The organism is Urechidicola sp. KH5, assembly GCF_054661455.1.
Genome location: NZ_BAAFSW010000004.1, coordinates 1 through 21,037, shown reverse-complemented (window position 1 = coordinate 21,037; position 21,037 = coordinate 1). Strand labels below are relative to the sequence as shown.

The 21,037-nt window shown below is 33.0% G+C and carries 24 protein-coding genes; 16 read left to right on the top strand and 8 right to left on the bottom strand.

The genetic code is table 11. The features are described 5' to 3' along the window. The first annotated feature begins 4 nt into the window (after nucleotides 1–4). Together ACYQ5R_RS11130 and ACYQ5R_RS11125 are read left to right on the top strand one after the other, a co-directional pair. Nucleotides 5–637 (top strand): peptidylprolyl isomerase, encoded by a 633-nt coding sequence (locus ACYQ5R_RS11130; RefSeq protein ID WP_460191028.1) that lies wholly within the window; start codon nucleotides 5–7, stop codon nucleotides 635–637. 447 nt (nucleotides 638–1,084) lie between these two features. Next, a complete protein-coding gene (locus ACYQ5R_RS11125; protein ID WP_460191027.1) occupies nucleotides 1,085–1,435 on the top strand; it encodes a DUF6249 domain-containing protein in 351 nt (116 codons plus the stop codon). A 55-nt stretch (nucleotides 1,436–1,490) separates the two neighbouring features. Here the strand turns inward: ACYQ5R_RS11125 and ACYQ5R_RS11120 are convergent, their stop codons facing one another. After that, nucleotides 1,491–2,273, bottom strand: a complete 783-nt coding sequence (locus ACYQ5R_RS11120) for a S1/P1 nuclease (RefSeq protein WP_460191026.1) — start codon at nucleotides 2,271–2,273, stop codon at nucleotides 1,491–1,493. Nucleotides 2,274–2,383: 110 nt separating this feature from the next. Here ACYQ5R_RS11120 and ACYQ5R_RS11115 point away from each other — a divergent pair, with 110 nt between their 5' ends. The 9 genes from ACYQ5R_RS11115 to ACYQ5R_RS11075 all read left to right on the top strand — a co-directional run bounded on the left by ACYQ5R_RS11115 (nucleotide 2,384) and on the right by ACYQ5R_RS11075 (nucleotide 7,438). Continuing rightward, a complete protein-coding gene (locus ACYQ5R_RS11115; protein ID WP_460191025.1) occupies nucleotides 2,384–3,244 on the top strand; it encodes an SPFH domain-containing protein in 861 nt (286 codons plus the stop codon). Nucleotides 3,245–3,248: 4 nt separating this feature from the next. After that, nucleotides 3,249–3,410: a hypothetical protein gene (locus ACYQ5R_RS11110; protein WP_460191024.1), complete on the top strand. Its 162-nt coding sequence runs from the start codon at nucleotides 3,249–3,251 to the stop codon at nucleotides 3,408–3,410. A 132-nt stretch (nucleotides 3,411–3,542) separates the two neighbouring features. Continuing rightward, nucleotides 3,543–3,713, top strand: a complete 171-nt coding sequence (locus tag ACYQ5R_RS11105; protein ID WP_460191023.1) for a hypothetical protein — start codon at nucleotides 3,543–3,545, stop codon at nucleotides 3,711–3,713. Beyond that, entirely contained in the window at nucleotides 3,710–4,219 is a 510-nt protein-coding gene (locus tag ACYQ5R_RS11100) for a hypothetical protein (protein ID WP_460191022.1), read from the top strand. Before ACYQ5R_RS11105 ends, ACYQ5R_RS11100 begins: the two co-directional genes overlap by 4 nt. Further along, on the top strand, nucleotides 4,209–4,391 hold the full coding sequence (locus ACYQ5R_RS11095) for a hypothetical protein (RefSeq protein ID WP_460191021.1): 183 nt from the start codon (nucleotides 4,209–4,211) through the stop codon (nucleotides 4,389–4,391). Before ACYQ5R_RS11100 ends, ACYQ5R_RS11095 begins: the two co-directional genes overlap by 11 nt. Nucleotides 4,392–4,393: 2 nt before the next feature. Then, nucleotides 4,394–4,561, top strand: coding sequence for a type II toxin-antitoxin system antitoxin (locus ACYQ5R_RS11090; protein ID WP_460191020.1), 168 nt, complete (start codon nucleotides 4,394–4,396; stop codon nucleotides 4,559–4,561). A 99-nt stretch (nucleotides 4,562–4,660) separates the two neighbouring features. After that, nucleotides 4,661–5,188: a hypothetical protein gene (locus ACYQ5R_RS11085; RefSeq protein WP_460191019.1), complete on the top strand. Its 528-nt coding sequence runs from the start codon at nucleotides 4,661–4,663 to the stop codon at nucleotides 5,186–5,188. Between the two features lie 46 nt (nucleotides 5,189–5,234). Beyond that, a complete protein-coding gene (locus ACYQ5R_RS11080; RefSeq protein WP_460191018.1) occupies nucleotides 5,235–6,629 on the top strand; it encodes a DUF819 family protein in 1,395 nt (464 codons plus the stop codon). 104 nt (nucleotides 6,630–6,733) lie between these two features. Continuing rightward, a complete protein-coding gene (locus ACYQ5R_RS11075; RefSeq protein ID WP_460191017.1) occupies nucleotides 6,734–7,438 on the top strand; it encodes a DUF4369 domain-containing protein in 705 nt (234 codons plus the stop codon). A 3-nt stretch (nucleotides 7,439–7,441) separates the two neighbouring features. On the opposite strand, the gene ACYQ5R_RS11070 is transcribed toward ACYQ5R_RS11075, so the two are convergent. Then, nucleotides 7,442–7,861, bottom strand: a complete 420-nt coding sequence (locus ACYQ5R_RS11070) for a DUF4442 domain-containing protein (RefSeq protein ID WP_460191016.1) — start codon at nucleotides 7,859–7,861, stop codon at nucleotides 7,442–7,444. 265 nt (nucleotides 7,862–8,126) lie between these two features. Here ACYQ5R_RS11070 and ACYQ5R_RS11065 point away from each other — a divergent pair, with 265 nt between their 5' ends. The 4 genes from ACYQ5R_RS11065 (at nucleotide 8,127) to ACYQ5R_RS11050 (ending at nucleotide 11,466) form a co-directional block, all read left to right on the top strand. After that, nucleotides 8,127–8,558 (top strand): DUF4870 domain-containing protein, encoded by a 432-nt coding sequence (locus ACYQ5R_RS11065; protein ID WP_460191015.1) that lies wholly within the window; start codon nucleotides 8,127–8,129, stop codon nucleotides 8,556–8,558. Between the two features lie 23 nt (nucleotides 8,559–8,581). Beyond that, a complete protein-coding gene (locus tag ACYQ5R_RS11060; RefSeq protein WP_460191014.1) occupies nucleotides 8,582–8,920 on the top strand; it encodes a PadR family transcriptional regulator in 339 nt (112 codons plus the stop codon). Further along, on the top strand, nucleotides 8,917–10,653 hold the full coding sequence (locus tag ACYQ5R_RS11055; protein WP_460191013.1) for a PspC domain-containing protein: 1,737 nt from the start codon (nucleotides 8,917–8,919) through the stop codon (nucleotides 10,651–10,653). The genes ACYQ5R_RS11060 and ACYQ5R_RS11055 overlap by 4 nt, the downstream gene beginning before the upstream one ends. A gap of 93 nt (nucleotides 10,654–10,746) precedes the next feature. Beyond that, the gene (locus ACYQ5R_RS11050) at nucleotides 10,747–11,466 is read left to right on the top strand and encodes a head GIN domain-containing protein (protein WP_460191012.1); all 720 of its coding nucleotides are present in this window, start codon (nucleotides 10,747–10,749) and stop codon (nucleotides 11,464–11,466) included. Between the two features lie 161 nt (nucleotides 11,467–11,627). Here ACYQ5R_RS11050 and ACYQ5R_RS11045 read toward each other — a convergent pair whose 3' ends face one another. Genes ACYQ5R_RS11045 through ACYQ5R_RS11035 form a run of 3 tightly spaced genes read right to left on the bottom strand, consistent with a single transcriptional unit; the run spans nucleotide 11,628 to nucleotide 15,622 of the window. Continuing rightward, nucleotides 11,628–14,141 carry a TonB-dependent receptor gene (locus tag ACYQ5R_RS11045; RefSeq protein ID WP_460191011.1) on the bottom strand — a complete coding sequence of 838 codons (2,514 nt, stop codon included), beginning with the start codon at nucleotides 14,139–14,141 and terminating at the stop codon, nucleotides 11,628–11,630. Continuing rightward, nucleotides 14,134–15,048 (bottom strand): FecR family protein, encoded by a 915-nt coding sequence (locus ACYQ5R_RS11040; RefSeq protein WP_460191010.1) that lies wholly within the window; start codon nucleotides 15,046–15,048, stop codon nucleotides 14,134–14,136. The genes ACYQ5R_RS11045 and ACYQ5R_RS11040 overlap by 8 nt, the downstream gene beginning before the upstream one ends. A gap of 52 nt (nucleotides 15,049–15,100) precedes the next feature. Then, a complete protein-coding gene (locus ACYQ5R_RS11035) occupies nucleotides 15,101–15,622 on the bottom strand; it encodes an RNA polymerase sigma factor (RefSeq protein WP_460191009.1) in 522 nt (173 codons plus the stop codon). 112 nt (nucleotides 15,623–15,734) lie between these two features. Here ACYQ5R_RS11035 and ACYQ5R_RS11030 point away from each other — a divergent pair, with 112 nt between their 5' ends. Beyond that, the gene (locus ACYQ5R_RS11030; RefSeq protein WP_460191008.1) at nucleotides 15,735–17,495 is read left to right on the top strand and encodes a hypothetical protein; all 1,761 of its coding nucleotides are present in this window, start codon (nucleotides 15,735–15,737) and stop codon (nucleotides 17,493–17,495) included. A gap of 74 nt (nucleotides 17,496–17,569) precedes the next feature. Here the strand turns inward: ACYQ5R_RS11030 and ACYQ5R_RS11025 are convergent, their stop codons facing one another. The 3 genes from ACYQ5R_RS11025 to ACYQ5R_RS11015 are packed head-to-tail and all read right to left on the bottom strand — an operon-like array spanning nucleotide 17,570 to nucleotide 20,878. Further along, on the bottom strand, nucleotides 17,570–18,439 hold the full coding sequence (locus ACYQ5R_RS11025; protein ID WP_460191007.1) for a sugar phosphate nucleotidyltransferase: 870 nt from the start codon (nucleotides 18,437–18,439) through the stop codon (nucleotides 17,570–17,572). Next, a complete protein-coding gene (locus tag ACYQ5R_RS11020; protein WP_460191006.1) occupies nucleotides 18,436–19,509 on the bottom strand; it encodes a mevalonate kinase family protein in 1,074 nt (357 codons plus the stop codon). Before ACYQ5R_RS11020 ends, ACYQ5R_RS11025 begins: the two co-directional genes overlap by 4 nt. Before the next feature lies 1 nt (nucleotide 19,510). Then, entirely contained in the window at nucleotides 19,511–20,878 is a 1,368-nt protein-coding gene (locus ACYQ5R_RS11015; RefSeq protein ID WP_460191005.1) for a Gfo/Idh/MocA family protein, read from the bottom strand. Nucleotides 20,879–21,037 lie beyond the last annotated feature (159 nt).

The window sequence follows — 21,037 nt, the reverse complement described above, 5'->3', positions numbered from 1 at the left end:
TTTTATGAAAAAACAACTCGTATTTACTTTATTCACTTTAATTCTAATAACAGCATGCAGCTCTAAATTATTTAAAGATAAATGGACGCAACAAGAGGCGCCTGCTTCTTTCAAGGCTCGATTTGAAACCACACAAGGTTCGTTTGACATTGTTGCTCAACGCTCTTTATCTCCTGAAGCTGTAGACAGATTGTATCAACTTATTAAAAATGAATTTTATACGGACGTTGTCTTTTTCAGAGTACTACCCAATTTTGTAATTCAATTTGGTATTCATGGTAATCCAGAAGTGAATAAAAAGTGGGAGGCTTATAAAATTCCGGATGAACCAGTTTTAGAAAGTAACGACTCATTAACTATATCATTTGCAAGAGGAGGTGTAGAATCCAGAACCACTCAGATTTTTGTGAATATGAAAAACAATAATCGGTTGGATGATCTAGATTATAACGGTGTTAAGGGCTTTCCTGTTGTTGCTAAGGTTACTGATGGAGCAGATACACTTTACAAGTTGTACTCAGATTACGGTGGCAAACCAGCCGACCAACAAGAAGAAATATACACAAAGGGGAACGCTTTTTTGAAAGAGAATTATCCAAAACTAGATTATATTATTAAGGCCTATATTGTAAAATAATACACCCTTTTTGAAGGAGATAATAGATTAAAAAACTAAGAATCATAAAATAATTTTCAATTTTTCTATCAATTTGAAGAACCTTTTTGGGGTTCATGTAAAAGTTGATTTAACAATAGCAAACCATACTTCTTAAGATAACAAGTACTCTTTCTTTCTATTCTATTTATACATAGCCATGATGCTACCAATAGCATATAAAATTGTAGATTTAGAATGAATTGAAATGGTGCTTCAAAATAATAAAGTACATTTAAAAGTAATGGAGAAGATGCATTCGATTGTGCATACTCCCGAAAAAATATAACACTCATTTGAAGGCAAACACATTGAATTTAAAGCGATTGCCATAAATAGGTGTTTTTTTTTACTTTTCTTGTAACCTATACTTCTATCCTATCGTCATAATAGCGAATCACAAATCATTAATCATTTAAAACAGACATTATGGGATCAGAAGTAATTGTATTACCAATAATTTTCGGAGTATTTTTTGGTATTGTTTATTTATATTTTTCTACAAGAAACAAAGAACGTATGGCCTTAATTGAAAAAGGTATTGGTGCAGAAATATTTAATCAAGGTAAGCGTCGTACAGCACCTATTTGGAAAGTATTATTATTAAATATTGCGGTATTATTAATGGGTATTGGTGTGGGAATATTTGTTGCTGCTATTTTACACGATATATTGGGGCTAGATCAAGATGTAGCCTACCCTGGCACCATTTTCTTAACAGCTGGTATTGGGTTATACGTAGGGTTTAACCTTACTAAAAAAATAGAAGACAACAACTAATAACTAAGCTTTATATATTTAAAACACTCTTTTAAAAAAGTAAAAGGGTGTTTTTTCATTTATAGATATCGTTTAGGACTTTTGCGAGTCGTAACCCTCCTATTTGCAATTGTTTTCTTGCTACTTCTAAATATTCATAAGAATATCTATATCTAAGATTTTCTCTAGATTCTGCAGATTCATAAACCTCTTTTGTCAACTGATGTACCTCATCTACCCATTCTATTACAGTGCCTTTTTGTATTGCTGCTATTTGCTGCTTAGTAAGTTGATCGGCGTTTTTAGCTAATTCTAAATATCCCATATTAAATCCATCCAACATATCACTATCCCAAACTCTGTGTAAATTAGAATCTTTATAAAACCATTGCACTTTAAATTCATTTCCACCTTTATCTTCTTTCAATCCAATGTGCATTGGTTGATGTAAATCTCCAATAAGATGCACCAACATTTTCAAGTGAAAAGCCTTATCCTCATCAGAAGTGTTCGGATCTAACATTACTTTTTTACATTTGGCAATACCAGTTACCAAATCACCTTTAGGATTCTTTTCTGCTTCGGCATAAGTCTGATCCATGTCCATATTAATGTAATGCCAAGTATAATAATCATTGTACTTTTTGTCTGATTTAATCTCATCAGCATAGGTAGACACAAATGCTAAACTTTTCCCTTTAAGTAATTTCTTAATTTGTTTTTTAGCCCTATTAGATAAATGCTCCTCCGCAATTTCACCCACTACTCTGTGCCCTGTTTGCCCCCACCTTGTAAAAGAAGTTAAAGGTAAAACGAGCAAAATCAAAAGTGTAACGAATAATATTCTAGTGCTCTTCATGACTGGTATTTTTAGCTAAAATAAAAATAAATTCATCTATTTATTTGGAAATAAATAAAATATTTTAATATATTTGTGATATCATTTTAATATCACTTTAACTACACACTATGGAACAAGAGAAAATTAGAACAGCAAGAAGTGGCTATGTAATGCTACTTATGTTATTTGTATTTATTGCTATGATTGTTTTTGGAGCAATTCAGCAAAATCCTTTTATGATTATCCCAGGAATTTTTGCATTTTTCATTACCCTATCTGGTTTTTTTATTGTTGCCCCAAACACCTCAAAAGTATTATTGCTTTTCGGTAAGTATAAGGGTACGGTAAAAGAAAACGGATTCTTTTGGGTAAACCCTTTCTACAGAAAGCGCAAAATTTCTTTGCGTGCGAGCAACTTTGATAGTGAACGAGTTAAGGTTAATGATAAACTTGGTAACCCGATTATGATAAGTACCATCTTGGTTTGGAAAGTAAAAGACACTTATAAAGCCGCATTTGATGTAGATAATTATGAAAACTTTGTGCGCGTGCAATCTGACGCTGCGGTAAGAAAATTAGCGAGTTTATACCCATATGACAACTTTGAAGACGAAGGTCATGCAGAAGAAATCACTTTACGCGCTTCAGTTAATGAGGTTAGCGATGCTCTCGAAGAAGAATTAGCTGAAAGACTATCTATGGCAGGTATTGAGGTGCTTGAAGCTCGAATTGGTTACTTAGCTTATGCACAAGAAATCGCCAATGCTATGTTAAAAAGACAGCAAGCTACCGCAATTATTGCTGCAAGACACAAAATTGTTGAAGGTGCTGTGAGCATGGTAGAGATGGCTTTAGATGAATTAAACAAAAAAGAAATTGTTGAATTAGACGAAGAACGTAAAGCTGCAATGGTAAGTAATTTAATGGTAATTCTTTGTTCAGACAAAGAAGCAGCTCCAGTTGTAAACGCCGGAACCTTAAGCCACTAAACAAATGACACAGTATAAAATTTTATCGAGAGGTATATTTAAAAAAGAAGCTTCTTTCCAGGACAAATTAAATGCCGAAGCTAGAAATGGTTGGAGAGTAATAAGTATTGGATACGAAGCTGGAGGCACCATAACAAAAGCTGTATTAGAAAAAACCACAAACTAAAATTGCAAAATTACTATGATATTTTTGATTTTAGAATTGTTGATGGCCATCGCCTCAATAATTCTCTGAGTAAATTGAATATGAAATAAGATTATAGTATTTTAATAAACCAAATCTAAAATATTAAATACTATGAAAGAATATAAGTTAATTAGACAGAAACCAACCACAATAAAAAAAGATGAAGATTTTGAAGCACTATTAAATAGTTATTCAAAAACTGGTTGGAATGTAATTAATGTTTTTAACCACAGAGGTATAATAAAAGCTGTCTTAGAAAGAGAAAAATCCGATACCCAATGAAAGTATTTATAGAAGAACAACGATTTAATAATAAAGGTATTTTAATATTAGCTATTACACCATTAATAGGTGCTATAATTCCTTTTGCTACTTCTGACGAAGGTTTCCCAGAAGTTAATTCAAGTAAATTTTGGGCAATGTTATTAATTCTAGTTGTTGGCTTTTTGGTATTTGGTCTTTTTAAGTTTATGAAACTGAAAACTAGAATAGACGAAAAAGGAATCAGTTACAGATTCCCTCCAAATCAATCTAAAAACAAATTGATTACCTGGAGCGAAATTGATACCATTGAAATTTTGGAAAAAAAAGGTAAAAAGCGATTAGCTAAATATGGATATGACAAATGCCTTTTTGGCAAAAAAGGAACAAGTATATATTTAGGAGGTACAACCGCATTAAGATTACAATTAAAAAATGGTAGGTTTTTATTATTAGGTACCCATAAAGAAGAAGACCTCAAAAGAACTATTGCCAATTACAATACAGAAATGAGTTATGATGGATAAAACGCATAATAAAGACGCTTTTGGAATTGCAATTGGCATTGCCATTGGTTCGGGAATCAGCACAACATTCGGTGTGGTATTTGACAATATTGCATTAGGAGTCGCATTAGGACCATCATTATGTATTAGTATAGGTACATTAATTATGATTACCATAAAGGAAAAAAAATAAGGATGGCGAAGAAAAAGGCATTTGCCCTTAGATTAAATGAAGAAATGCTCAAAGCCATAGAAAAATGGGCTGCAGATGAGTTTAGATCTACCAATGGCCAGATTGAGTGGATGCTAAATCAATGCCTAAAAGATGCCAACAGAGCCCCAAAGAAAAAATCTACGGAATAGGCCTCAACCAAAAATTTCATTATTATTTTTGAAGAAACCATTACAATTATTTTGAGTCGTCTTCAATTATTTTTCAGTTTCCTGCTAATTTTTCAAGTATTGCCTATTTGCGCACAACATGATGAAAATAATGTGCATATTACTGACAAACATGAAACAGAAGAGCACGAATTAAAAAGACACACCATATCTTTTGTGGTCAGTCATACCAATATAAATTCTGCTAGAGAAAATGCCAATGGCAGTAATTGGATTGCAACACCTTCATTTGGTTTGAATTATAATTTTAATATTTCCCATAAATGGGCTATTGGTCTACACAATGATATTATTGTAGAAAATATAGATCTTTCTCACACTCATGACAGTGGCGAACGTGTTATTCGTCAACGTCCAATTTCTATTGCAGCCATGGTAACCTATATGCCATTTAAACATTTAGCGTTTCTTGCAGGTGGTGGAATGGAGTTATCTAAACATGAAGATTTTCCAGTTGTTCGATTTGGTCTTGAAGCTCCTTTTCATTTAGGTAATAATTGGGAATTCTTAGGTGTTTTATCTACGGATATTGGGATTGATAGTTACGACAGTATAACTTTTGGTCTTGGGGTTGCCAAACTCTTTTAATTGACACCTCTTTTACTATATTTGCTCAAATTAAATCGGCCAATTTATGAGCATTACAGAAATCAATAATAATATTCCCGTATTTGCAGGAGACACAACCATCTTCGGTATTCTTTGTGTTATTCTTGCTGCAATATTTTACTCATCTCAACTTGAGTCTTTTAAAAAGTTCTACAGTGTAGTACCAGCATTATTATTGTGCTATTTTATTCCTTCTGTTTTTAGCTCATTAGGTCTTATTGCAGATAAATGGATTGATGTAGACTCAACAATTCAGCATTTAAATGCCATTTACGGAAATCTTGATGGGGTTCATAATTTAGACACGCTTAAAGCGTATATTGTCTCTAACAATATTGCTAGTTCAGAATATAATCAGTTTATTGGAGGTAGCAAGCTGTATTATGTCTCTTCTAGATTTTTATTACCTGCTTCATTAGTATTACTAACACTTAGTATAGATTTAAAAGGAGTATTTAAATTAGGTTCTAAAGCGCTGATCATGTTTTTAACTGCTACTATAGGCGTAATGATTGGTGGACCGATTGCTATCTTATTTTTCAAGTTTGTGGCACCAGACATTTTAGTTCAAGTAGAAGGTACAGAACTGTGGAAAGGTTTATCTACAGTCGCTGGTAGCTGGATTGGTGGAGGTGCCAATCAATTAGCCATGAAAGAACAATGGGAAGTAAGTGATAGTTTATTTAGTATTATGGCAGTTGTAGACGTATTAGTTGCAGAGGTTTGGATGGCTTTTCTTTTGATTGGTGTTGCCAAATCAGATAAAATAGATAAATGGCTGAAAGCAGATAATTCTAGCATTACTAATCTTAAAAATAAAATGGAAAAATTCTCTATAGAGACTGCTAGAATTCCATCATTTATTGATTTTATGATTTTACTAGGAGTCGCTTTTGGAGTTACAACTTTAGGTCATTTAGTTGGAGACAATCTTGGCGGATATATTACAAAAAATGTTTCTGCACTTGTAGATTTTGGCTTGGGTAGTTCATTTTTCTGGTTAATTATTACAGCCACAACTGTTGGAATATTTTTATCTTTTACCAAAATTAAATCTTATGAAGGAGCAGGTGCTTCTAAAATAGGCACAGTGTTTATCTATATACTAGTTGCTTCAATTGGAATGAAGATGAATCTAAATGCAATTATTGAAAACATCAGTCTTTTCGCAATTGGTCTTGTTTGGATGATCATTCATGTTGGATTACTTTTCTTAATTGCAAAAATTATTAAGGCACCATATTTCTTCTTAGCTGTAGGAAGTAAAGCAAATATTGGAGGGGCTGCCTCTGCACCCGTTGTTGCTGGCGCATTCCATCCATCACTTGCGCCTGTGGGTGTTTTATTGGCTGTTTTAGGATATGCCATTGGTACTTATGGCGCATTCGCATGTGCATTAATGATGAAAGCAGTAAGTTAATCTTTTGAAGAATACATAAATTTCTATTGGTATAAACTAATTAGAAGATTTCCATTTCTCAGAAAAAAATCGATATTTGTAGCCGTTAAAAAATGATACACAAAATGATTAAAAAATTTCTTTTCGCAATTGGTATTTGTGCAGTAGTTGTAGCATGTAGCCCAGAGAAAAAAGGTGCTATGGTAGTTGAAGGAACCATTAAAGGATTAAAGAAAGGAACTGTTTATTTACAAAAGTTTCAAGATACAACAATGGTAGTTGTAGATTCAATTTTTGTATCAGGAAAAGAAAATTATCGTTTAGCGTATGATTTAAAAGAACCACAATTGTTCTTTTTAAGTATTGATAAAAATGGCCAGCAGCAAATTGAATTTTTTGGCGAAGCTAGTACCATTAAAGTAAATACAAGATTAGATAAATTTGTGACTAAAGCTACTATTGAGGGTTCTTCGCACCAAGATTTACTAGATGAATATAAAGAAATGATAGATCAGTTTAGTGAAAAAAGACTTGATTTAATCAAACAATCTTTCGATGCAAGGACTGCAGATAATGATTCTTTAGCGGCTGTATTAGATAAGCGATCAGAATCTTTAGTTAAAAACAGGTACCGTTATACAGCGAGCTTTGCTATTAAAAATGGTGATAACGAGGTAGCACCTTACCTAGCATTAACTGAATTGTACGATGCACATATTAGCTTATTAGATACTGTAAATAATTCTTTATCAGAAAGAATCAAACAATCTAAATACGGTGTGCAACTTGAAAATTTCGTTAAAGATATTAGAGAAGCAGAGAAAGAATAATTTCTATTGTTTCAGTTTAATACTCCACTCGTAGGTAAATTCAGAAACAACTTCACCTGTCTCGTTAACTCCTTTTGAAGTTAAGCTAATTTTCTGCCCTTCACCAGACTTAATAGTTGCCGCTATCGCTTGGTTTATAGCATCAGCATCTTGACAATCAAATAAAATAACTCCAGTGGCTTTTTTATAGAAGGCTCCATTTTGGCCAGTTACCAACATTGAAATACGTTTACCAGATACAGCGATTGCTCTCATTACCAACATACCCGTTGTTAATTCAGAAGCCATACCCTGCACTGCCCAATACATAGATTTAAACGGATTTTGATTCATCCATTTGTGTTTCACTCGAACCACAACTATAGAATCATCTACACTTTTTACACGCACTCCAGCTAGATATGCCGAAGGTAATTTTGCCATTAAAAACCAATTTATTTTAGATGGAGTAAACTGCATATTGTCATTTTTTTACTCATACAAAGTACAACAAATTTCACAAAATCATTTTTTTTATTTTATTTTTTCTATTCTAAAAAATGGCTAAAGACTACATGTTTACAGTTAAAAATAGAATTAATACACTAAAATTCAAATGTTAAATTTTCGTTAACTATAGTACTTTGTATTGCATAATACCTTCTTTTAGATATATATTTGCATAGTAAATTAAAAGGTATAACATACAATGGAAACAAAAACTAACACAAACAATGCTTTCTTAATCCATATTTCGGCACTATCATCTATCGTATTTCCAATTATGGGAGTGGTATTGCCATTAGTTCTATGGCAGGTTAAAAAAGACCAAAGCGAGTTTTTAGATCGTCATGGTAAAGAAGCTGTAAACTTTAACATCAGCTATTTACTTTATACGTTCATCCTCGGATTAGCATTTATACCAATGTTTATTGTATCATTCTTTAGAAATATTAACAATATTGGTTATTGGGAAGACAACTTCTTTTTAGATCTACCTAACCTATTCGGATTTTTTGGAGGTATTTCTTTAATCGCTGTTTTGGGTATCGCATGGTTTGTACTTGTGCTACTTGCAGCAGTAAAAGCTAATCAAGGAGAATTTTATAAGTACCCGTTCACTATAAAATTCTTGAAATAATAATGTAAAAAAGATTACAACTTATGAAGATTGAAAATACAAAAGCACAGATGCGTAAAGGGGTACTTGAGTACTGCATCTTATCTATACTAAAAAATGGCGATGCCTATACATCAGAAATCTTAGGCCATTTAAAAGACGCCAAATTATTAGTAGTTGAAGGTACAGTTTACCCTTTACTAACGCGCTTAAAAAATGCTGGCTTACTCAGCTATCGTTGGGAAGAGTCTACATCTGGGCCACCACGTAAATATTATGGCCTAACAGAAACAGGAAAATTATTTTTAAAAGAATTAAATACAACTTGGGATGAGTTGGTATCAGCCGTACAAGTAGTAACATCAAAAAAATCAGCAAAATGAATAAAACTATCAACATAAATTTAGGTGGACTATTTTTTCACATAGATGAAAATGCCTATCACAAGCTTACCAAGTACCTAAATGCCATTAGAAAATCTTTGAGTGATGACCCTCAAGGTAAAGAAGAGATCATTAAAGATATCGAGTCGCGAATTAGTGAATTATTAGCTGAGCGTGTAGTAGATGAGCGTCAGGTGGTAAGCGAACAAGATATTGACGAAATTGTAGATATTATGGGGCAACCAGAAGACTACAATGTAGACGATGAAACTACATTCGACAAAGCTGGTTACAGACCAAAATCTAGCAGAGCTACTAAAAAACTTTTTAGAGATGGCGATGATAGATTCTTAGGAGGTGTTGCTGCCGGAACTGCACATTATGTAGGTATAGAACCTATCTGGTCGCGAATCTTATGGTTAATCTTTGCCTTCGGATTTGGATTCGGATTTATCGTATACCCTCTTTTATGGATTTTACTACCAGTGGCAAAAACAACTGCTGAAAAATTAGAAATGGAAGGAGAACGTGTAAACATAGACAATATCGAAAAAAAAATTCGTGAAGAGTTTAATACGGTATCCGAAAAAGTAAAAGAAGGTGCTAACGATATTAACGAAAAAATTCAAAACGCCGGCATCAAAAAAAAAGCTAAGTCAGGACTGCAAGAATTTCTAGATACCGTTGGCTCTGTTATTCTTACTTTACTTAAAGTTTTTGCAAAGTTCATTGGAATATTAATTGTATTTATCGCAGCTATTACACTAATTAGCCTGGTAATAGGGTTCTTCTCTTGGGGTAGTATTGAATACCTAGGAATAGATAATGAATTTATGAGAATTCATCCAAGATTTATAGACTCTACAATGCCTTATTGGTTATTAATAATCTGTGCTTTTATAGTAGTAGCAGTACCTTTTATAGTACTGTTTATGCTAGGATTAAAAATCTTATCTAATAATGCTAAGTCATTTGGCAAAGTAACAGGGTTAACCCTATTAGCACTTTGGATTCTATCTATATTAGGAATCATCTTTACAACCATAGATGTTTCTAGTAGATACAGTCATTCAGGTATAAATACTACCAAACATGAACTAGCAATAGAACCTACAGATACTTTAAATATTAGTATGTTAAAACTAGATGAAGATAACGTTGTTAGGTATGACGACCATCGCATTAACAAAGTATATTTTGATAGCGAAACTAAGAAAATGTTCTCTAGAAAAGTAAGTGTAGATATTCGATTAAGCGATCAAGAGTATGCTTATGTTAAGATTAGAAAATCTGCGAGAGGCAAAAACTTTGAAATAGCAAACGACAATGCATCTAAATTAGAGTATGAATTTAAACTGGATAATAAGAACTTAAAATTGAATAATTACTTTTTAAAAGATTATTTATCTCAAAGCATATTTGAAGAAGACGTAGATGTAATTATATATGTGCCAGAAGGTTATCATGTTTATTTAGACAGATCTACTAAATATTATTTAGACGATGTAGATAATGTACAAAACATTTACGATAGAAATATGGTAGACCATTATTATATTATGGGTAATGAAGATTTAGATTGTTTAGACTGCCCAGATAGCACAACCAAAGTATTAGAAGATGAACACATAAAACTAAAAATTGACGATAAAAGCTTTAATCTAAAAATCAACACTACTTCTGGAGAATCAACAGAAATTAGTTTAGATAAAAACGGCATGAAGATCTCGTAACAATTCATCCATAAAATGCGTCAATTGAGCAGCATATTTTGGCCAACCAAAAATCAATAATCGAATTTTACACAAACTAAAACAAACACTATTATGAAAACAACAACAAAAATTACAGCCTTTTTGGTACTTTTAATTAGTACAACATCTTGTATGTTCGACGGATTTGGCATTCAAGGTAACAGAAATGTAGTTACCGAAGATCGTAAAATATCTGCAGAATTTGAAGGAATTAAAACTAGCGAAGGTATTACCGTTTATCTAACCCAAGATTCAGAAGTCGACCTAACTGTTGAAGCAGACGAAAATATTATCGATTTATTAGTTACAGAAGTTAAAGACGATATTTTGGTAATTCACTTCGAGAAAAATGTTTCTAGAGCAAAAGCTAGAAACGTATACGTAAAAGCACCAAAAATCAACAGTCTTAAAGCAACTAGTGGCGCACACATTAAGTCAGAAAACACTATAGATGCCAAAAACTTGCGCATAAGTAGTACTAGTGGCGCTAGTATGAATATTGAGATTGAGGCAGAAAATGTAAACTGTAGCTCTTCTTCTGGAGCAGATATTAATGTAAAGGGAGCTGCAACTAATTTTGATGGAAGCGCTTCTAGTGGTAGCCACATTAATGCACGAAACTTAGAAACCGAAATTAGTGATGTAGGTGCCTCTAGTGGTGCTGGTATTCGCGTAAATGTATCAGAAGAATTAACAGCAAGCGCTTCTAGTGGTGGTAGCATTAGCTATGATGGAAGCCCGAAAGTTCTGAATAAATCTAAATCTTCTGGAGGAAGCATATCTGGACACTAACTAACCGCAGTGTTTAAAGACGGTTGTTTTACTAGTATTAAGTATTTTAAAAACCATGATTCTCTTTTAAAATAATCAACTACTAATTACAACCAATATAGCAGTGGTACCTTTTTGTTGTTAGGGTGCTACTGCTTTTTTTATAAAACATTTTGTTGAAATCAGAAGTTCACTCGAAGACTTACATTAGGAGTTAACCCTAAACTGTATTGATTTACTTGATCTATTGTACTGTCATCTGCACTTCTGTAGTAAGTATTGATTATATGCTCTTGATTCAACAAATTCCAAACAGAAACACCTACTATTCCATTTGCGCCTTTTCCTAAATTTAATCTGTATTGAGCAGATGTATCCCAACGCATATAAGGCTCTAAACGTTCACTGTTTGGCCTGTCAAATTGGACCTCATTATTCAAAAGGTTCACTTCATCAATTGGCACAGTATAAGGTTTACCATTGCGCCAAGTAATCCCTGTAGCCAATGTAAAGTTTTTATATTCGTAATTTAACCCACTCGATATACTATGGGTAATATCAAAGTTTGTAGGGAACTCAGTGGGAGAAAACGCTTCAAATTTATAGGTACTATCCGAAAAGCTATAACTCAACCATCCATTGAATTGCTGGTATCTTTTGTTTACGAGTAAATCAATACCATAAGCACTGTAATCTCCTACAGATTTTAAATATTGAAATTGATTTTGAAAACCCTGACTTTGACTTGTAATTCCAGTAACTTTCTTAAAATAAGGTTCTGCGCTGAGTAACCACCCCTTATTCTTATAATGTACACCCAAAGAAAGTTGCTTACTTTTTACAATTGGTATCGTATCATTATCAGATAAAATCCATCTTCGATTTTCAACACCTAAAAAGTCTTCTTGAAACTCAATTACCTGAGAGGTTGTTTGATTTTTAAATTCACCCAATAACTCTAAACTTAAAGTTTTATTAACTTTATGATTCACTTGCAATCTTGGCTCCAGAAAAAACGTGGCAAACTTCTCAATGTAATTTAAACGCAGGCCTCCATAAATATGAGTAGTAGATGATGGGTTTACATATTTTAAAGCACTCCATAGCCCATGAGTTCTAATCACTTCTTTTATACGTCTATAAAACAAAGGATTGTCTACATCTTGGATATTCGTTATCCCTGTTTCTGTGTAATCATAACCATTTAACCAATCTAATCCATCTTCCCATTTATATACTGTTTTCAGTTTAATCGCGTTTTCTTGTACTTCGTTTTCTTGCATCAAGCGCTGATTATTTAACAGATTTTGATTGGTAGAGAAAAGTTTGTATAGACTTGAATATACTTGAATATTGGAGCTAAACACCTCAGACCAGCTTCTATTATATAAAATAGAAAAAGCACTATTTTGCTGAGCTGCCTTACTTTCTTTTGACTCTGACTCCCCGCTTATAATTGCATTTTCTAAATATGCAAAATTATTGTCAAAATGCAAACCACTAACCTTTATAAAATCTTTATCACTTATTTGATAATTCCAAGAAGCATTAACATCGTAAAATGAAAATTCATCATTAGAAGTAATTACCAAATCATTTTCAGAGGTAATCTCCGTATTTTGAAATGCTTTATCAAAGTATTGTTTATAGGTTGGGGTTTTCCAAAGATTGTTAATTGATTTTCTACTACCAATCTCTAAAGATGATTTAGAGCCTAATGGCAAAACAACATAAGCATCCGCATTAATCATATTTATACCTACCCCAGCTTTAAAAGTATTTGAAACTCGATCAGAAGATTCCATTAGTATCGTCCCAGAAACGCCGTCACTTAAAAAGGCGTCAGAACCATTTTTTATCAATCTTGCCCTATAGGTTGTATGCGGATTAAAAGCAGATATCAATCCAAAAAAGTGACCAGATTGGTACATTTTTATACCGTCCCATTGCAATAATATTTCTGCATTTGCACCACCTCTGATGTTCATATTCGAAACACTTTCGTCAACACTCTGTATACCTGGTAAGGCTTGTATCGTTTGTAAAACGTCAGGTTCTATCAACCCAGGCAAAAGCTCAAAAGAATTATAAGAAATCTCATAATTTCCATTAACCTTCTTCTGAATACTTTTTGCAATGTAATTACGAATAAAAATTTCTGTAAGTCGCTCTACTTTAGGAATTAACACTATGGTTTTACAGTTGCCATCTCCAAAATAAGTGGCTGGATAATTAATCGATTTGTATCCCATATGATTAAAGGAAACAAAACTATTGGAAGTTAAACTTTCAATTTTAAAGTATCCTTTTTCATTAGTAACAATTATCCCATTTTTAGTTTCTACAACAACATTTTCTATTGGATTATTTGTTTCAATATCTACTAAATACCCACAAATCGTAAGACGTAATATTTTAGGTGCAATTACTACTTCTTTGGCACTTAAATATTTAAATTCAAGTGACGTATGATTCTGTAAAAAAGCAATAATAGCATCTGCCGAAGTCAATTCAGAAGGTAATTTTACAGTTACATCTATCACTTCCTGATCTGCATAAGAAAAACTATATCCAAAAGAGGATGATATAGTATGAATAATTTCAATTAGGGGTACCGGTTTTTGTTCTTGACTACTACTTTTTTGAAAATTAAAACATACTAAAAAAATTAATAGTATAAAGTGTTTTTTATTCAACCGGTTGTATCACAATTTTAGAAGCTTCCATTGTATATGTTAATCCAAAAGGCATTGTTATAGCGTTTAAAGCATCGCCAATATCAGAATGATTAAAGCTTCCTGTAAATAAAGCTTGCCTTTTATTTTTGGCAGCTTCATCAAAAGAAACAGTTACATCAAACTGACGTTCTAATTCGGCAATTACTTCGGCTAAAGATACACTTTTAAATGAACTTATACTATTAATCCATGTTGGAGCTAATAAATTTGTAATTTCAGATGTTACGAGACCATTTACAACCCGCACCGTTTTACTCTTGGTCAATTCAAAATGCTGATCTTGATAACCAACTTGAACTTTCCCTTCAAAACATTTTACTTCAAAATAATCTTTGCGTTGTTTTATATTAAATTCTGTACCAACTACAGTTACAATACCATCTGTAGTTGCAACATCAAAAGTAGCCCCTTTTGCTACTTTAAAATAAGCTTCACCATCAAGTTGAATTGCTCGTTGGTCTTCCCATTTTGATGGGTGATATGTAATACTCGTCTGGGCATTTAGTTGTACTTGAGAATTATCTGGAAGCATTACTATCGTTTTTTCACTGGCTAAAGTTTCAACTGTAGTAGCCCCTGAAAAATCAATAATTGCAAACGTTAAAAAACCAATCACAACCACTGCGGCAACCTTCATCCACTGATTCAGTCTTCTCATCTTTGCAGATGCCACTTTGTTTTCATCTAGTTGAGATTTTAATGCTTGATACCCTTTTTCTTTATTAAATTTAGGTGCCTTAAAATATTGTGCACCATGGTGTATTTGCATTAATGTATCATACTCATCTAATTGCTCAAAAAGCTTTTGCTCTTGAGTTGTTAACTCGTAATTCAACCATTTTTTTATTAACGTCTCTTTATCCATGATGTATTTGTTATCTATAAAACAATCTAATGTTTTAAATTCCTACCCCCCTTTAATCATTTTTTATTTCAAGTATATCTTTCATCTTTTTTAACGCACCGTACAAACGCTTTTCTACAGCTTTGGTAGATATATTTAATAAGTCAGCAATTTCTTTATGACGTTTCCCTTCTACTCGATTCATTAAAAATACTTCACGCTGCCCTTCTGTTAATTTAGAAAGTGCTTGTTGGTATTTCTTTAAGTACTCCTCTTGCTCTAAAATAAATTCTGGACTCTCATTTGTGTACGATTTTTGAGGTAGTTTAGTATAGTTTAGTTGTACCTTCTTGTGCTTTATTTCATTAAGTAAACTATTACTTGCTACAGTAAACAAAAAACTCTTAGCTTTAGCAACTGAAACTTTTGCACAATTATCCCATAGCCTAATGAATGCTTCTTGCACTTTGTCTTCTATGGGTAAACCATTTCCGAATTTATAGTATAAAAATTTCGCGAGCAGCTCTGCATACTTTTGATATAATGAAGAAAAAACATGCTCTTCGCAAACAGAATTTTGTAAGTCTTTGGGCATAGTTGAATTAGACGTTTTTTCAAATATAATTTTTTTTAATTTAGGGTAGGAATTTTTGCCTCTCAATTGTTCTAAATATAACATGGATGATGCAATTTTAAATTATCAAAAAATGAAATCAGTTTTTAAAACTTTAACCTTTATACCTTTTATAGCACTGCTATTCTGTTTTAATAGTTGTCAGGAAGAAGCGGTTGAAGTTTTACAAGAAGATCCAGATTCTTTATTAGAAGCGAACTCTACTATAGCTAATTTAATGTTTAGAACTTCTTTATTAGATGGTTCTTATGACAACATTCTAGATAACGCGAGTTCTATTGCTGTAAATCTTCCTGTTACCGTATTTGCTAATGGCCTAGAGATTATTGTTGATTCTGAGGAAGAATTTGAGGTTGTTGAATCAATTTTTGATGAGTTTGATGATGATAATGATAACTTAGAATTTTTATTTCCTATTACCATAAGAAATATTAATCACCAAGAGATTACAATTAACAATGTTAATGAATTAGAGGTATTAGTGGAAGATGGCAATGGAGAAAACCAACCTGATGAAGACATAGAGTGTGTTGATTTTGCGTACCCCCTAGTTTATTCTGTTTTTGATACAGGAAGTAATACGCCAACCACTGTTACCGTTTACAACGACGAAGACATGCATGCCTTTTTGCAAGAAATCGATGCAGATGATGTAATTAGTCTTAATTTCCCTATTCAGTTAATTTACACTGATGGCACAGATGTAACAGTTAACTCTATGTCGGAATTGGAGGAAGTGTTGGCAGGAGCTGTAAATTTTTGTGACGAAGATGATGACAATGATTATAGTGATGATGATTTTGATTTAGAAGAATTAAATGAACTCTTAACAACATGTCCTTGGGAAGTAAAAAGAGTAGTTCGAAACAATAACGATGAAACACCAGAATACCTTGAGTTCTTAATGCTCTTTAATGAGAATGGTACTGTAAAGGTACGTAAGAACAATGGATCCATTATTCAGGGTACTTGGGAAACTACATTTTTACGTAGCTCAGGCGTTGTATTAAATTTAAATCTTGATAACTTACCAGATTTCACCCTTGAATGGCAAGTTGCAGAGTTGGGTAACGAACGTATAAAACTCTACACCCCTAATGGGAATAAAATTATATTAAAAAAGAATTGCGATGCAATCGTAGATCATACGATCGACGATGTTTATGAAATCTTGCAAGAATGTTTATGGAGAATTCAAAGATTACATGTTAATGGGAATTCTGAAGGACAAAACTTTATAGCGACTCCATTAGAATTCTTAGACAATAATATGGTTAAAATGCGAGTTGAAGGATCAAATATTGAAGGTAATTATGATATTTATGTTAATAGCGAGAATAGAAAAATTCTTCAAATATTTATAGAAGATGATCCTCACTTAAGATTATTATGGGAAATTAGCATCATAGAGAATAACAAGCTTACCTTAATCAACGAGCAAAATGAGATGCTTTTATTTCAATACTGTCCAGGTGAAGACGAGCATCTAAATATAGTCAACGAAATCATAACAAGTGGAGGATATTGGAAAATCGCGTATTTAGAAGTAGATTCAGAAGATTTCACAAGCGATTACGAACACTTTAAATATAAATTCTACGATAGCGGTAAAGTAAGAGCAAATCCAACAGGCGCTTCAAATATATACGGATCTTGGTTAAGCTATAGATATAATGACGCTCCAATAGTAGGGCTAAACTTTGGGGAAGATAATGAAATGAGTGTTGTAAATGGTCGATGGGAAATAACAGAAACTGAAGAAGAAAGATTTGAATTAATAGACTTTAGCGCCGATGGAAATATTGAACGAAAAGTAGTCTTTGAAAAACGATAAAAAAATTTTAGTTGGTTAGTTAAAAAACTATTTCTGAGTTACATTAGAGGTAGTTTTTTTTATTTGCATAAATTCTAATTTGATAAATTAATTGTTGCTACATATTCTTTCAAAATAATAATATCATCTTTAGAAGTTAAATCAGGAACGTGGCCAAAATAAGGTACTCCTTCCACTTTACCTTTTCCAGATCTAATCATGGCCATAATTGCACTTGGCAATTCCTTTTCATTACGTTTCGGGTGCACTTCACAATCTCTAACAAATTCATAAAATTCAGCCCCATAAAAAGAAAATATATTCATACTTACTCTTAATTTTCCATATGAATCTCTGTAGCTATCCACTTCGAAAACCGTTGGTTTTTCTTTTATACCCATCAGTTCATTAGATTGATTAAATTGCATCAAAGCAAATCTCGCTATGCGATCAGCACTATATTTTAGCCCATCTCTATCATAACTTACGAGCGCATTGTTTGAATCCGAAGTTCTCATCAATTTAAGTGCTTCAATGCTATATAAATTATCACTATTACAAACAGTAAATGCTTTGGTTTTCAACTCGGGATATTGCTCCATAGCCTGCCACAAAGCATCAGCTGTACCAAAAGGTTTAACTCTGTCTTTAGGTATAAATTGAGTAGCGAAATGAATTGTTAATCCATTATAAATATTTCCAGAATTCTTTTCTCCATAAAAAGACTTAAACAAACTATTATCTTCTCCGGTAATTATGTAAATAGTTTTATAACCAGCTTTTTGAGCGTGATATAACAAATAATCCATTAATGGTCTTCCACTCCCATCAATAGATATCAATCCTTTACTTCTAGTATTTGCTTGAGCCACTTCTTCTGAACTCAAATTTCCTGAAGATTGTAATTGTTTTTTCATGCGAGAAGATGCTCCTCCTGCTAGTATTACTAAATTCGTATGTATCATAAAGTATGTACTCCTTTTTCAATTTTAATGGCATAAGCATCTGCTGCTCCTGCTGCTTTAATAGCCTTTATTACTGCATCAGTATTCATTGGCTTACATAAAGCCACAATACATCCACCACCTCCAGAACCAACTATTTTGGCACCTAACGCTCCTGCATTTTTTGCTCCATCTATCATGGCATCAATAATCGGTACTGTAATACCAAGATGCTCCTTCAATTCAAAATGATGTGCATCTATCAATTCTCCAATTCTATTTACATCTATAGAACCTTGTTGCATTAATTTAAACGCCTCTTGAGTTATCAAATGATTCTTAATGGCGGCATAAAATATTGGTTTTAATTCCTCTTCCAATAGAGGTTCGAATTTTTCATAATCTTCAAGAGTCGCCTTCTTTATATCAAAATTAGGATGTTTAGATTGTATTTGAGCTATACTTGTTTTGGCCATTGTACCTAATTGACCCAATACGCCTAAAGTCTCCTTAGGAACACCAGAAGCGCCTACAACCAATGTATGAATGTCATCATTCAAAAAAGTGTGTTTTCCGGTAACAGCATTTAAATGAACACAGCTTCCCAAACTTATAGCATACTGATCCATCAACCCACCAGGAGCATTAAATTCCAACACTTCCGCAGTATATGCAATTTTAGCAATAAATTCTGGCGAGACATTTTCAGAGCAACCAAAAGCTTCTAAAAGAAAAGCAATCCAAGCTACTAATACTGCAGACGAACTAGATAAACCAGCATTTACAGGTATATCGCCATACAGCGTAATATCATAACCTGTATTAGGAACATAATTATAGCGACTTAAAACCACCAATGCCGATGAAAAGTAATCTCTTTCGTTTTCTGTAACAACAACTTGATCTATATTAAAGGTTCTTGTTGAGTTTATATCTGGCATAGAAACTTTAATTTCTCTACGCTCCGTTTTAGTAGCTTCTAAAGTTATATATCTATCAATTGAACATGCTATTACGGGAAGACCCAAATAATCTTGATGATCCCCAAACAAACAAATTCTTCCGGGTGCTTTAATTATAATATCCGCCATCTTAGTAGGTATCTTTTATCCAATTATAAGGCTTTCTCTTAATCCACATACCACGAGTAAAATCAGGAAAGTTTTGTGGCTCACCATTATTCTCTATAGACAATTCAGAAAGTGGGGTTATCGCACTCCATGCCGCCGCATCATAGGCATCCATAGGTGGGGCTATATTCTCTTTTGCGCATTCAACAAAAGCATTGATAACGAAAAAGTCCATTCCGCCATGACCTGCGCCTTCAGCATGAGTTCCAAATTTTTGCCACAAGGGATGATCATATTTCTGCAACCATTCATCTGCAGCATCCCATTTATGAGGTTCTGATATTCCTTCTATATACATTCTATTTCCATCTACCTCCCATAATCCATTCGCTCCTTGAATGCGAAAACCTAAAGAATAAGGTCTTGGTAAATTACAATCATGAGTTACTATTATCGTTTCTCCATTTGTTGTTTCAATAGTAGAAGTAATTACGTCCCCTTGTTTAAACTTCACTTTAGCATTTGGGTGATTCGCACCACCATTTTTAACTATATAATTATGTAAGCCAATAGCTTTTGTAGCATTAGAAGTGATTGATGAGAATCGATTCCCCCTATTTATACCACACATAGCAGCTATAGGTCCAATACCATGTGTCGGATAAACATCTCCATTTCGAAATACAGAGTGATCTGTTCTCCATTTTGATTCAGATATTCCTTTCTCACCGAATTCTACGCCCCTTCCATATGCAGACTTTCCGTCATTCAATTTTACAAATCGTAAATCATGTTGATAACCACACCTAAAATGAACCAATTCTCCAAATACATTCTGACGTACCATATTCAAAACTGCCATCACATCTCTGCGATAGTTAACATTCTCTAGAATCATTAAATGAGCTCCAGTTTCTTCATGAACATTTACTAAGTCCCAACACTCTTCTAAAGTATTTGCCGCAGAAACTTCAACTCCTGTAAATTTTCCAGCTCGCATGCTATCTTTTGACATTCTAGTATGCCACAACCATGGCGTCGCAATAATCACTGCATCTACTTCCTCTAGATCTAGAAGGTTCTTATAATCTGTTTCATGTTTACCATACACCTTCGGTTGACGTAACCCTTTTTCATCAAAAATCTTTTTTACTATTTCAATTCGGATTTCATCAATATCACATACAGCACTTATTTCAACATCATCTCTATTCAGTAAATTCTTAACATGCCAAGTTCCTCTGAGTCCAACCCCTATTACCCCTACTTTAAGTTTATCCTTTCTTCTCAAATTAGTGCCATAAGATAAATGAGGTAAAACACTAATACCTGCAGTTGCAAGACCAGTTGTTTTAATAAAATTCCGTCTAGTTGATTTGTTTGATTGCATTTTGATTGTATTTACAAGCAAAATACAGAATATTGAAGATTAAGAGTAAATTTTACCCATAAAAAAACCTTCAACGTATTTGTTGAAGGTTTTAAAAAAGAAAGGCGATGACATACTCTCCCACCTAGTGGCAGTACCATCTGCGCTGGTAGACTTAAC

Coding starts and splice junctions, on each gene's coding strand:
- ACYQ5R_RS11120 (WP_460191026.1), bottom strand. CDS start 2,273: ATGAAGAGCACTAGAATATTATTCGTTACACTTTTGATTTTGCTCGTT.
- ACYQ5R_RS11095 (WP_460191021.1), top strand. CDS start 4,209: ATGATGGATAAAACGCATAATAAAGACGCTTTTGGAATTGCAATTGGC.
- ACYQ5R_RS11020 (WP_460191006.1), bottom strand. CDS start 19,509: ATGGCGGATATTATAATTAAAGCACCCGGAAGAATTTGTTTGTTTGGG.
- ACYQ5R_RS11025 (WP_460191007.1), bottom strand. CDS start 18,439: ATGATACATACGAATTTAGTAATACTAGCAGGAGGAGCATCTTCTCGC.
- ACYQ5R_RS11110 (WP_460191024.1), top strand. CDS start 3,249: ATGACACAGTATAAAATTTTATCGAGAGGTATATTTAAAAAAGAAGCT.
- ACYQ5R_RS11100 (WP_460191022.1), top strand. CDS start 3,710: ATGAAAGTATTTATAGAAGAACAACGATTTAATAATAAAGGTATTTTA.
- ACYQ5R_RS11075 (WP_460191017.1), top strand. CDS start 6,734: ATGATTAAAAAATTTCTTTTCGCAATTGGTATTTGTGCAGTAGTTGTA.
- ACYQ5R_RS11055 (WP_460191013.1), top strand. CDS start 8,917: ATGAATAAAACTATCAACATAAATTTAGGTGGACTATTTTTTCACATA.
- ACYQ5R_RS11050 (WP_460191012.1), top strand. CDS start 10,747: ATGAAAACAACAACAAAAATTACAGCCTTTTTGGTACTTTTAATTAGT.
- ACYQ5R_RS11115 (WP_460191025.1), top strand. CDS start 2,384: ATGGAACAAGAGAAAATTAGAACAGCAAGAAGTGGCTATGTAATGCTA.
- ACYQ5R_RS11130 (WP_460191028.1), top strand. CDS start 5: ATGAAAAAACAACTCGTATTTACTTTATTCACTTTAATTCTAATAACA.
- ACYQ5R_RS11060 (WP_460191014.1), top strand. CDS start 8,582: ATGAAGATTGAAAATACAAAAGCACAGATGCGTAAAGGGGTACTTGAG.
- ACYQ5R_RS11065 (WP_460191015.1), top strand. CDS start 8,127: ATGGAAACAAAAACTAACACAAACAATGCTTTCTTAATCCATATTTCG.
- ACYQ5R_RS11015 (WP_460191005.1), bottom strand. CDS start 20,878: ATGCAATCAAACAAATCAACTAGACGGAATTTTATTAAAACAACTGGT.
- ACYQ5R_RS11080 (WP_460191018.1), top strand. CDS start 5,235: ATGAGCATTACAGAAATCAATAATAATATTCCCGTATTTGCAGGAGAC.
- ACYQ5R_RS11070 (WP_460191016.1), bottom strand. CDS start 7,861: ATGGCAAAATTACCTTCGGCATATCTAGCTGGAGTGCGTGTAAAAAGT.
- ACYQ5R_RS11105 (WP_460191023.1), top strand. CDS start 3,543: ATGAAAGAATATAAGTTAATTAGACAGAAACCAACCACAATAAAAAAA.
- ACYQ5R_RS11125 (WP_460191027.1), top strand. CDS start 1,085: ATGGGATCAGAAGTAATTGTATTACCAATAATTTTCGGAGTATTTTTT.
- ACYQ5R_RS11040 (WP_460191010.1), bottom strand. CDS start 15,048: ATGGATAAAGAGACGTTAATAAAAAAATGGTTGAATTACGAGTTAACA.
- ACYQ5R_RS11090 (WP_460191020.1), top strand. CDS start 4,394: ATGGCGAAGAAAAAGGCATTTGCCCTTAGATTAAATGAAGAAATGCTC.
- ACYQ5R_RS11035 (WP_460191009.1), bottom strand. CDS start 15,622: ATGCCCAAAGACTTACAAAATTCTGTTTGCGAAGAGCATGTTTTTTCT.
- ACYQ5R_RS11030 (WP_460191008.1), top strand. CDS start 15,735: ATGAAATCAGTTTTTAAAACTTTAACCTTTATACCTTTTATAGCACTG.